Here is a 10,639-nt window from a genome sequence, read left to right as displayed (position 1 = left end):
CGGACGGTATCGGCCGGGTGACGAGTTGCTGGCATTCCTCGAAGCGCTCTGAATTATGCTGACACGCCGCGCCGGTCTTCCAATACCGCAACAGGTTGCAAAGATCGGCGCGGCATAATCCGAACATCGGCATTATGGCCCTTATGCCGATGTCGGCATAATTGCCATTGGACAGGGCATCGGTCGCGGCTGGACCGCTTCAAGGTCGGCAGCACCAAGGCGGACTATGCCCGCGAGGAGCTGATTGCCGAAATCGGCAGCTGCTTCCTTGGCGCGCGCATTGGCGTCGAGCCGACCATCGACGAGGCGGCGTCTTACCTCGAGGGCTGGCTTGGGGTGTTGAAAGAGGACAAGCGGGCGATCTTCAAGGCGGCGAGCGCCGCGCAGAAGGCCGCGGACTTTGTTCTCGAGGGGGCGGCTGCCGGAGGGGCTGCACGCGCCGCCTGAGCCAATCGGCAAGACTTCGCAAGGGGCCCGCAATTGCGGGCCCCATCTGTTTGAAGTCCATACATATGTATGACTCTATGGACGCCACTACAGGCACGCGGCCTGGCCCCAGGAAAAATTTGCCGCGCCGAGACATCTGTCTCGCCGCGGCGGCCTGTGGCCGAGGTCAGTCGCCCTGCATCAGGGCGCCGCGCATATGTCAGCCGAATTCCGACTGCGTTTTGCGGAGAGGTCGATGCGCAATCCAACACGCATGTTTTCCATGAATATGCCCGTCGACGTGCATCGCGCCCTGAAGCGCGAGGCCTTCGAGCGGGAAACGACAATGGGCGAGATCGTCCTCGCGGCGCTTGTGCAATGGGGTATCGGCCCGAAGACCGACGAGAAAGGAGCAGACCGTGAAGACGATCGTCATCGCGAATAACAAGGGCGGCGTCGGGAAGACCACCGTGGCGAGCCAGATTGCTTTTTACCTCGGTCGCGCGGGCTATTCGGTGATCGCCGTTGATCTGGACGGGCAACGCAACCTCACCAGCGCCCTGAGCGGCACGCGGATCGTCGGAAACGCATTGCAGATGCTGGAGAGCGGCGAAGCGCCGAGCCTTTCCGTCGATCCTGGCGAGGTCGTCCTGATCGAAGGGGACCGCGACGTACCTGTCAGCTCGGACGATACGGTGCTGCAAAGCACCGTGGCGGCGCTGGACGGCTTGGACGGCGCGGATTTCTGCATCGTGGACACGCCGCCGACATTCTCGGCACTGGTCTACGGTGCGCTTCTGACGGCGGATTTCATGTTGTCGCCCATCGAGCTGAAACGGTTTTCACTCGATGGTGTCGAGGGCGTACTGAAAGCCTTCGTGCAGGTGCAGGAGATTAACGAGGGCATCCAGTTCCTGGGCCTGCTGCCGTCGCGATTTGACGCGGTGAAGAAGACCGAGCGCGAGACGCTGCTGGCCGTTGCGGAGTCCTATTCCAACCTTCTGGTGCCGCATGCCATCCGGAACCGCGTCGGGTACGAGGCGGCCGAAGCGGAAGGAATTCCGGTGTTCGAGGTGCCGACCGCCAGCGGCAAGGAGGCTGCCGCCGAGTTCGGCGCCTTCTTCGACTGGTTCATCGAGGCTATCGAGAAGGAGGATTGAGCCATGGCCCAGAAGAAATTTGGCAGCACGATGCAGACGCTGGACCGGCTCAAGAAGAGCGGCGATCTCGCGGCCCTGACGCGGAAGAACAAATCGGCGCAGGCCGGGCAGCGTGAGATCCTGCTCGATGACATCGTGCCGGACCCCGAGCAGCCCCGTCGGCATTTCGACAAGGATCAGCTGGCCTCGCTGGCGGAGAGCATCCGGACCCAAGGGGTGCTTCAAGCGATCATGGTGCAACCTGCCGACGATGCCGGGAAGCACATGCTGATCATGGGCGAGCGGCGCTTCCAAGCCGCGAAGCTGGCGGGGCTGATCAGGATTCCGGCTGTCGTGCGCGAGATGACGGACGCGCTGCGCATGGCGCAGCTGACCGAGAACGTGCAGCGGGCCGACTTATCGACCCTGGAGGTCGCGGACGCGGTCGCTGCGATGCGGGCAGCGGGCGAGTCGCGCAGCGCGATTGCCGAGGCGCTTGGCTGGAACGAAGGCGAGGTGTCGCGCTTCGCCGCCCTGGCCAGGATGCCTGATGCGTTGCGAGATGCAGCCGCCCGGAACGCCCCGATCCGCGCCCTGTCGGACTTGAACACGCTCTGGAAGAAGGACGAAGCCGCCGTTCGGCAGTTTCTCAGTGAGACTGAGACGGGGGATATTTCTCGCGTGACCGTCGAGCGTCTGCGGGGAGAGATCGAAGCCAAACCGGCCGCGCACGACGTGAGTGGCGCCGCACCGCTTGCACCCGAAAGATCTCAAGCGGAAGATCCGAGAGATACCTCTCACGCAAGCGCCGAGAGGATGGATGTGAGAGGGCAGGTGAGCGAGCCGGGTGAAGCGCCTGCGGCAGCTACTCAGACCCTGTCCCGACCGCGCGTCGCCAGCGCTTCGCCCGCTCTTCTGGTCCGTCATGCAGGACAGCTTGGCCAGGCGCTTCTCGACCAGCCCGCGTCGAACACCAAGTCTGTGCTCATCCGCTTCGAGGAGGGGGGGCGGCTAGAGGAGGTGCCGCTGGCCGAGGTCGAACTGGTGGAACTGCTGCGAAACTGAGGAGGAAGAGACATGGTGAAGATCGCACTTTGGAACGCAATGCTGCTGCTCCGCACGCCGGTTCAAGCGGCGCTCACGGTGCTGATGGTGCTGCATTTGGTCGCCGCGGTGGCCGGGGCGGTGATGATGTTCACCGGCTACGGCGTTGATGCCGTCGATCAGGTCCCATTCGTTTATCGGATCATCGCGCCGGTTTTGATGGCGGGCGTGTTCGTCGTCCTGAGTGCGTTGTCGTTCTATCTCGATAGCCTCGTCTTCCGCGTCACCCCGCGCAATCGACTGCTCTTCCTCTGGGGCTAGCCCTCGGAACGTGGGCCTGACGGATCGAAACGCACCGCCTTCGGACGCTGCGTTTTTCTTTGCGACCAGCGTCGGGTCCATGGTCTTTCGATGTGGTCTGGAACCACATCTCGCGCCCGCGGCGGCATCTTGCCCAGCCTTGACGAAGAACGCGGAAAACGTGGTCCCGGACCACGTTTGGGGCTAGGGTTGTGACTAATGCCGGACCACGTTTGGGGCTAGGGTTGTGACTAATGCAGGATAGGCTAAGCGCCAGCAAGTAATGCACCTTTGAGTTAGAATGCCGACAAAGAAGAAAGCCGCGATGACCTATCTGCCGCCCGATCGCCATGCGCAGCTGGCGGCCTTGGCGGCATCAGAAGGGCAAACAGTGTCGGTCTTTTTAGGGCGCCTGATCGGTCTGGCGCTGGATGAGGACGAGGCTGCACCGCCGCCAAGCCGTCCGACTTCCCGCGCGCGGCGAGAGGGCAAGGTTACGGTGCGACTGGCTGCCGATGTGCGGCAGGATCTGGAGGAAGAGGCGCGGTCCCAAGGCGTCACGGCATCGACCTGGGCTGCTGCGTTGCTGTCGGCCCGGATGCGCAATGCACCGCAGATGGTGGCGGGCGAGAGACGGGGCGTTCGCGCTGCCTATCGCCAGCTTCGCGGCCTGGCCGTCAACGCCAACCAGATTGCCTATGCCTTGAACCGAGGTGTGTTGACGGGCGCAGGCGCAGATCTGACCAAGGCAGAAGTCGAGGGCTTGCGCCAGGACGTCGCCAAGTTGCGCATGGCGCTCAGTGTGTATGCAGAAGGCCGCTTCCAGTTCCAGTCCGGGGAAGATGATCCGTCATGAGTGATTTCAAATCGGAGCTGGGGTTCCAGGACTGCTGGGAATCAGAGGCCAACAGGAAACTGAACAAGCCTGCTGGGGGATCCGTCGAAAGCGGGGGCAGAAAGCGCAAGGCTGGGGCCTTGGATGCGGATCATTCCTCTTCTCTTTCACAGACGATTTCGGCGGCAGACAAGGCGCGGCTGGCCCGTGTCGTCAAGGGTGTGCCGGAGGTCATGGTGAAGGTGTCCAAGCCCGCCAAGAATGACAAGTCCGGCAATCCGATCAAGGTCAACCGAGCGTCTGAAGCGGTCAGGGCCTCAGAGCATCTCGCCTACATCAGCCGAAACGGAAAGATCGAGGTCGAGAATGATCGCGGGGAGGCCTTCAACGGGCGGACGCAGGTTGGTGCGATCTATCGCGAGTGGCTAGGGAAACACGACGAGGATCGACGCGAAGGCTCTGCCACGGACCGGACGAGGATCACGACCAGCATCGTGTTTTCGATGCCCGGCACGGTGAATGCTGAAGCAGTGAAAGACGCGGTTCGGGCGTTGGCGCGGCAGGAATTCCAGGGACGGCACGACTACGCGATGGCCCTGCACACGGACACGCATCACCCCCATGTGCACTTGACGCTGCGCACCGTTGGCGAAGACGGTCAGAAGCTGAGCTTGCGGAAAGCCGATCTGCAACGCCTGCGGGACACTTTTGCCGAGAAGCTCCGGACCCGGGGGATAGAGGCGGAATCCACCCCGCGCCATGCCCGAGGCGTGACGCGCCGGGGAGAGTTCACGCCTGTCTACAAGATCAGGCAACGGGGCGGTAAGCCCTTGGCTGACGCCCGAAAGATGCGCCAGGTTCGGCGCGATCTCGAAGACAACGGCGGGCGCTTGCCGCAGAAGGCATGGGATGACGCGTTGATCGCGCGGCGCAACAGGGTGATGGCGACCTATGACCAGGCCGCGACGATCTTGGCCGGATCAACCGACCCGAGGGACCGTGACCTTGCGCGGGAAACCAAACGGTTTGCGGCGCGACTGACTGAGACGACGACGCAACGCGCCGAGATCGCCCGGTCTCTGGTGGGGCAGGGTGCTGCGCGTTCCGCGCCCCACGAGCGCGGAAATTCGGTCGAAAGCCCCGTTCGTGAACAAACCCTGACGAAGCGCGCGCCAGACAAGGGCGACCGTGAACGATAAAAATTTGTAGCTACTTGCATCGCTGAGTTGGCGTGCTCAGGCTGCGGGTGTGACCACTGGAGGGGTGCCAGCGCCATGACTAAACTCTTCATAATTGGTAATGGGTTCGACATCCATCACGGGATCAAATCCAGATACACGGACTTCGGAAGCTGGATAGAGGTCGTCGATCGCGAGGTACATAGCGCGGTTGAGGAGTTTCTCCCGACTTGGGTCGACGCCGAAGGCAATGAGCAGAATGCTTGGTCGGATCTAGAGAACAATTTAGAGTATTTCGACACCGATCAGCTTCTAGACTACGGGTTGAACTTTCTGCCGAGCTACGGAGCAGATGACTGGAGTGATTCAGGCCACCATGACTTTGAATACGAACTCGACAGGGTGATCCGCGCCCTGTCTGTCGGTCTTCATCGTAATTTCGTGCGTTGGCTGAACACACTTGAAATGCCGTCCCAAAAACTCTTCCCTGTCCGCTCCATCGATCCGAGAGCTAAGTTCCTCAACTTCAACTACACGCCTACGGTCCAAGTACTCTACGGCGCGGCTAATGTTTTGCACATTCACGGCTCTCTGGCCGATACGACTGCTGATATTGTGCTTGGGCACGGCTGGACGCCGGGGAATGAAGACCGGTGGGAAGCTCGTATCGACGAGGATACGGATACGCGCGTGGCTGGTGGCTACCGACTAATAGATGAATATTTTCGCGAAACCTTCAAGCCAACAGCAGAGATTATCCAGCGCAACCGGGCATTCTTCACGGGGCTCAATGATGTGACTGAGGTTTATGTTCTAGGACATGGTCTTGCCCAAGTTGACGCTCCTTATTTTGCGGAAATTTTGGAACATTTGTCAGATGATGTAGACTGGATCATCTCCTATTACGGTGGTGATCGCGAGCGCGAGAAGATCGAAGCTGCCGCTATCGAGATCGGAGTGCCGACTGAGAGGGCACGCTTCGCTCTCCTTCTTGATCTCTAGTTTTGCTTGCCTCAAGGCTCTATCTAGAGCGACCGCCCTTGGCCTGTTCCGTCATCTGACGTTCCGGAACAGGTCTTACATCCTTGGTAGAGGTTCCACGCATTTGAGCCTCTTGCTCCTTAGTCACGTTAGCGAGTTTCTGGACAGGGATCTGTCTTCCGGCCTTCATGCCTTGGGATAGAAGCTTGGCGGCATGGTCACGGGCGGTCTCTCGGTCTTTCTCTGAGACACCTTCAGCCCGAAGCCGCGCGTCCATGTGGGCCAGAACGCTGGCCGGACCTTTGGCGGCATGGTCGCCCGGTTCGTAGCGCTTGATCCGGTCTTCGAGCCGATCTGATTTGGTGTTCTGTTCGCGCTGCTTGTCGGCCATCGGTGTTTCCTCAGTGGTTGCTTTCGCCGCAGATTTCCCCTGTGCCGCATGTTGCGGCTGTGCTTCGCGCTCAATGTTCTTGGCGTCCCAGAGGCGACGGTGTCCCTGCCGTTCGACTTCCTCGCCGGTCTGCTGATCCTTGGTTTTGTAGGTCACGGGCTCAACGCCGGGAGAGAAGAAGGTCGCGCGGTCACCGACCTTCAGGTCATGCTTTTCGAGCGCGGCAGGGAGGGTGACGCTCCAGATATGCTCTTCCTTGCCCGCTTTGGTGGTCAGGCCGACGAAGGGCACGGGGTCAGCCCCTTCGCGGTTGTGATAGGGGGCGGTGCCGATGTCGGTGATCTTGCCGGAGATGCCGTCGGAATAGCTTTGGCGTGGCGCGGCCTGCTGGCCTTCGCGGTCGACGGTTTTGGGATTGGCGGAAATGGGGGCACGGTCTGTCCGTTCGATGGCACGTTCTCCGATCATCTGGGACCGGCGGTTGGCCTCCTCCTGATCCATTTCTGTAGGGCGGTAGCCCTGAACCTTCAGGCCTTGGGCGGTGCCCTCAATCCACATTTCGCGCCGGAACTCCTCCGGCCCTCTCGCCTTCAGGCTCTGCCATCCGCGATGCGCGGCCAGCTCGATCATGTCCATTGCGGTCCCGCGATCCGCATTCCGGGTGCTGAGCTGGTCGCCTTTGTCGATGATCGCAGGCCTGGCATCATCATAGGAACGGTAGAGGTCCTGCTGGCCCCGTGCCTTCGTGACAAGAAACCTGTCGTGGTAACTAACGGGCAGGTCAAAGCGATCCTGATCCGGTTTGACCTTTTGTCTCTCGCTTGGCGAGATCGAGCACTGGTCTTTGTGCTGCTTTTCCGGGCTGACCTTCTCCGCGACCCGATCATGATAGCCGATCCAGAATTCCATGTTTGTCTGCGACATGCGGGAAGGGGCCGTGCCATCGCGGTTGAGATCGGTGAGATCCTTGCGGACGCTGTCGAGCGTGGGCACGGACTTCTGGATGTCCCTCCCGATGGTGACCGTGTGGGCGACGGTGCGCGCGCCTTTATCCGTGGCCTCGATCACGCGCGGGTGCTGGCTGGCATCGGCATCCGCGAAGGCACGCCCTGCGGCGGCGGCCGAGGTGAAGCGCTCTTCCTTGTCGATATGCGCATAGGAGAGCGTGAAGCTCGTGCTCTTGTCCGTCTCAGGCATTCCGTTTCCTTTCGGCTTTGGCGGGGGCGACGTCACAGCCGAGGGCGGCGAGGATGTCCGCCGCGCCCTTGCGTGTTCCGACCTGTCCGGCCTTGTTCAGCTCCTTGATTTTCGCCTGTGCCTTCTGCCCGCTCAGTGCCAGCCGGTCGAAGGAGATGCCGTCGGGGTTGGCGATCTCTTCGTCGGTCATCGGCACTTCGGCAGGTTCGCCATTGGCGACGTTCGCGGCTTGGAAGGCTTTCAGACCGGCCAGCTTGTCGAAGTTGGTCTGCAGGGTGGAGACGCTCTCGCGCAGCATCGCGTTCTCGTCTCTCAGGGAAGCCACAGCTTCAGCCAAGGCGTTGCGGTCGATCTTGGGAACCACGGGCGGCGGCACCTTGGAGCGTTCGAGAAGCGCCGCTTCGGCATAGAACCTGATCTTCTTCGCCCGGATCGGTGGGTGTCCGGCGACGAAAACCAGGGCCTCGCTCTGGTCCATTTGCAGCAGCTCCTGCGGCAGCATGAGGGAGCGTTTCTGCTCGCTGTGGCTGACGGTCGTGCCCTTGCGGTTGGCGAGGTATTTGGACTTGGACTCGCTGCGGGCCTCTACGCCATGCGTGCCGAGCCGTTCCGACAGGTTGCGCGCCTCTTTCACCCCCTTCGGGGTGAAGACGATGCTGACGCCGGAGTTGTCCATGTAGGCATCGGCGCCGTCCTGGCCGTAGATGTCGGCCAGCTGGGCCGGGGTCTGGACGATGGTCAGGACCTTCATGCCGTAACCTGCAAAATAGCCGATGCCGCGCTTGAAGGCCGGAAGCTCCCCGACCGAGGCGAACTCGTCCATGCAGAGCAGGATTTTGTGTTTCAGCGCCGGATTGTGCTCGGGCAGCTCCTGCATGTTCGCATCGACGCAGGACTGGAAGATGAGGTTCATCAGCGGCCCGAGGCGACCGAGGTTGTTGGGGGTAATGCCGACATAGATCGTCATCCGTTTGCGGCGCAGATCGGCGAAGGCGAAATCCGAGGCGGCGGTCGCGCGGTCGAGCATCGGGTTGGCGAAGACGCCAAGATTGGCGGTGATGGTGGATTTCACGCTCTCGAAGGTGTTTTCGCTTTTTGAGAGGAAGTCGTTGAGGGTCGAGACGGTCTGAAGCGACAGCGGACGCCCGGAGGCCTTCCTGACTTCGATCCGCTTCCGGAAGGTCTGGACGAAGTCCGGGGTCAGGGTGAGCTGGCGATAGATTTCCCCCAAGGTGAAGGGCCGTTCCGGCGTTTCGGCCAGATAGCCGCCGACGCCGACAAAGGCCGTCTGTGCCGCCCGGTCGAAGAACGGGTCTTTCGAGGCCACCGGAATGAACAGATCGGCCAGCCGCTGAAGATCCTCGATCTGGTAATCGGTGCCGCGCCGAACCGTCGAAAGCGGGTTCCAGCGATGCGTACGACCGTCCGGGTCTAGGGGATCGAACAGGAACACCTCTTGGCCGCCTGCCTTGCGGAAGCCTGCGGTCAGGGTCCAGTTTTCCTTCTTGATGTCCAGGACCACGGCAGAGTCCGGCCAGTTGAGGAGGTTCGGGATCACCACGCCGACGCCCTTGCCGGAGCGGGTCGGGGCATAGAGCAGGACGTGTTCGTCGCCGCCATACACCAGCAGGTTCTTGTGCGTCAGATGCCCTGCCTTCTGGATCTTGACCGCGCCGCCTTGCTCGACTGCGCGGCCCCATTTGTCGATCCGCTTGCCATAGTGACGGGAGGGCAGAGAGCCGGTGAAGCCCGCGATGAGGCCTGCCTTCGATCTCATGCCCGCCTGCCGGATGTCGCGGGCGCGTGCGAACTCGGCGCGGCCATGCACGTCCGGCTTCGGCTGCGCCTTAAGGATGGCGGCAGCGATGACGATGGTCGGCAGCAGCCCGGCATAGCCGGAGAGCTTGATCCATTTGACCGTCTCGGGATCGGTGTATCCGGCCAGCGCAGCCTGCGGCCAGAGCAACAGGTCGCGGGGCAGGTGGAGCGGAACCTTCAGCCCCCACTGCATGACATAGGCGGCGGTGATGAGCCCCCCGGCCACGGCGAACACGACCGCGGCCGAGATGGCGGCAGCCCGCGCGGGTGTGCCAAGGCGATGCCAGTTCTGGACGATCATGTGGCACCCCCCAGCTTTCTGTGGGGATCGAAATAGACCTCGGTTACCCTGCGCCCGGCGGCGGTCTTTTTGATCTGCACCACTACGTCGACCATCTGGGTGAGCATGTCCTTGATCTCTTCGCGCTTGAGGTCGCGCCCGGCTTCGCTTTCCTTCACCAGAAGGGCCAGCTGCTCGAAGGCCAGCGCGGCGGAGTCGGCGTGTATTGTGGTGATCGACCCGCCATGCCCGGTATTGACGTTGCGCAGGTAGTAGAAGGCCGAAGCGTCGCGAAGCTCCTGCAGGAAGATGCGGTCGGGCCGCATCCGGAGCGCGCTTTCCAGCAGGTCACGGGCCGTGACTTTGGCCTCGCCCTGACCGCCCTTGGAATAGATCATCCGCACCACGTTGGGCTGGGGAAGCTCCAGCTCGACGGTGTCCTCGATGGTTATCAGTCGCTCGCTGGTCGGGATCAGCGGGATCAGCGCCTTCGAGAAGGTCGTCTTGCCCGAGCCGGTGGAGCCTGAGACGAGGATGTTCTTCTTCGCCAGCACAGCGGCCTTCAGGAACGTCTTCCAGTCGCCGTTGCGGTGATGGTCAAGGAGGGCTTCATCCTCGCCAGACAAGGCGGAGGGGGCGTTGGTGACGCCCTCGAACATGCCCTGACCCAAAAGCTCGTCGAGCGTGAAGGTCCGCTGCGCTGGTTTGCGGATGGTGATGCTGACCGTGCCCGCCGGGACGGCAGGCGGCAGCACAATCTGGATGCGCTCGCCCCGCGGCAGGGAGCCGGAGAGGAGCGGCGTCGTCTCGTTGAGCTTTTGCCGGGAGAAGGTGCCCACGGTCGCGACGAGGCCGGTCAGGAAGGCATAGGTCAGATCGGGCAGTTCGACCCGCTCCCATGTCCCGTGGGCATATTCGACGAAGACCTCGCCGGGGCGGTTGATGCAGATTTCCAGAACGTCGTGGCGCTCTAAGAAGGGTGACAGCGGGGCCATGTGAGAGGCCAGCGCCGGGGGCACGGGCCTCTCTTGCGGCAGGATGGGCCTCTCC

Annotated in this window: 11 protein-coding genes; 8 read left to right on the top strand and 3 right to left on the bottom strand. The window is 62.1% G+C overall.

From position 1 onward, the window contains the following. The first annotated feature begins 33 nt into the window (after nt 1-33). From AB9K34_RS09065 to AB9K34_RS09030, 8 genes are all read left to right on the top strand, one after another. Entirely contained in the window at nt 34-447 is a 414-nt protein-coding gene (locus tag AB9K34_RS09065; RefSeq protein WP_369954108.1) for a zincin-like metallopeptidase domain-containing protein, read from the top strand. Nucleotides 448-682: 235 nt separating this feature from the next. Continuing rightward, on the top strand, nt 683-871 hold the full coding sequence (locus AB9K34_RS09060) for a hypothetical protein (RefSeq protein WP_369954107.1): 189 nt from the start codon (nt 683-685) through the stop codon (nt 869-871). Beyond that, nucleotides 846-1,586, top strand: coding sequence for a ParA family protein (locus tag AB9K34_RS09055; protein ID WP_369954106.1), 741 nt, complete (start codon nt 846-848; stop codon nt 1,584-1,586). The genes AB9K34_RS09060 and AB9K34_RS09055 overlap by 26 nt, the downstream gene beginning before the upstream one ends. Before the next feature lie 3 nt (nt 1,587-1,589). Further along, nucleotides 1,590-2,630, top strand: a complete 1,041-nt coding sequence (locus AB9K34_RS09050; protein ID WP_369954105.1) for a ParB/RepB/Spo0J family partition protein — start codon at nt 1,590-1,592, stop codon at nt 2,628-2,630. A 12-nt stretch (nt 2,631-2,642) separates the two neighbouring features. Continuing rightward, on the top strand, nt 2,643-2,930 hold the full coding sequence (locus AB9K34_RS09045) for a hypothetical protein (protein ID WP_369954104.1): 288 nt from the start codon (nt 2,643-2,645) through the stop codon (nt 2,928-2,930). 304 nt (nt 2,931-3,234) lie between these two features. After that, nucleotides 3,235-3,765 (top strand): hypothetical protein, encoded by a 531-nt coding sequence (locus AB9K34_RS09040; RefSeq protein ID WP_369954103.1) that lies wholly within the window; start codon nt 3,235-3,237, stop codon nt 3,763-3,765. Then, nucleotides 3,762-4,943, top strand: a complete 1,182-nt coding sequence (locus tag AB9K34_RS09035; RefSeq protein ID WP_369954102.1) for a relaxase/mobilization nuclease domain-containing protein — start codon at nt 3,762-3,764, stop codon at nt 4,941-4,943. The genes AB9K34_RS09040 and AB9K34_RS09035 overlap by 4 nt, the downstream gene beginning before the upstream one ends. Nucleotides 4,944-5,018: 75 nt before the next feature. Then, nucleotides 5,019-5,924, top strand: a complete 906-nt coding sequence (locus AB9K34_RS09030; RefSeq protein WP_369954101.1) for a bacteriophage abortive infection AbiH family protein — start codon at nt 5,019-5,021, stop codon at nt 5,922-5,924. Between the two features lie 19 nt (nt 5,925-5,943). Here the strand turns inward: AB9K34_RS09030 and AB9K34_RS09025 are convergent, their stop codons facing one another. Genes AB9K34_RS09025 through virB11 form a run of 3 tightly spaced genes read right to left on the bottom strand, consistent with a single transcriptional unit; the run spans nt 5,944 to nt 10,584 of the window. Continuing rightward, on the bottom strand, nt 5,944-7,491 hold the full coding sequence (locus AB9K34_RS09025) for an LPD7 domain-containing protein (RefSeq protein ID WP_369954100.1): 1,548 nt from the start codon (nt 7,489-7,491) through the stop codon (nt 5,944-5,946). Next, a complete protein-coding gene (locus AB9K34_RS09020; protein WP_100161055.1) occupies nt 7,484-9,610 on the bottom strand; it encodes a type IV secretory system conjugative DNA transfer family protein in 2,127 nt (708 codons plus the stop codon). The genes AB9K34_RS09025 and AB9K34_RS09020 overlap by 8 nt, the downstream gene beginning before the upstream one ends. Next, nucleotides 9,607-10,584, bottom strand: a complete 978-nt coding sequence (gene virB11, locus AB9K34_RS09015) for a P-type DNA transfer ATPase VirB11 (protein ID WP_369954099.1) — start codon at nt 10,582-10,584, stop codon at nt 9,607-9,609. The genes AB9K34_RS09020 and virB11 overlap by 4 nt, the downstream gene beginning before the upstream one ends. Nucleotides 10,585-10,639: the final 55 nt, after the last annotated feature.

Source organism: Sedimentitalea sp. XS_ASV28 (genome assembly GCF_041224545.1).
In the GTDB taxonomy this organism is placed as follows: domain Bacteria; phylum Pseudomonadota; class Alphaproteobacteria; order Rhodobacterales; family Rhodobacteraceae; genus Sedimentitalea.
This window is presented reverse-complemented; position numbering and strand designations above follow the sequence as displayed.

Bases quoted from the DNA above. Each gene is read 5' to 3' on its own strand.
- AB9K34_RS09025 (WP_369954100.1), bottom strand. From the start codon at position 7,491: ATGCCTGAGACGGACAAGAGCACGAGCTTCACGCTCTCCTATGCGCAT.
- AB9K34_RS09030 (WP_369954101.1), top strand. From the start codon at position 5,019: ATGACTAAACTCTTCATAATTGGTAATGGGTTCGACATCCATCACGGG.
- AB9K34_RS09050 (WP_369954105.1), top strand. From the start codon at position 1,590: ATGGCCCAGAAGAAATTTGGCAGCACGATGCAGACGCTGGACCGGCTC.
- virB11 (WP_369954099.1), bottom strand. From the start codon at position 10,584: ATGGCCCCGCTGTCACCCTTCTTAGAGCGCCACGACGTTCTGGAAATC.
- AB9K34_RS09020 (WP_100161055.1), bottom strand. From the start codon at position 9,610: ATGATCGTCCAGAACTGGCATCGCCTTGGCACACCCGCGCGGGCTGCC.
- AB9K34_RS09060 (WP_369954107.1), top strand. From the start codon at position 683: ATGCGCAATCCAACACGCATGTTTTCCATGAATATGCCCGTCGACGTG.
- AB9K34_RS09035 (WP_369954102.1), top strand. From the start codon at position 3,762: ATGAGTGATTTCAAATCGGAGCTGGGGTTCCAGGACTGCTGGGAATCA.
- AB9K34_RS09045 (WP_369954104.1), top strand. From the start codon at position 2,643: ATGGTGAAGATCGCACTTTGGAACGCAATGCTGCTGCTCCGCACGCCG.
- AB9K34_RS09040 (WP_369954103.1), top strand. From the start codon at position 3,235: ATGACCTATCTGCCGCCCGATCGCCATGCGCAGCTGGCGGCCTTGGCG.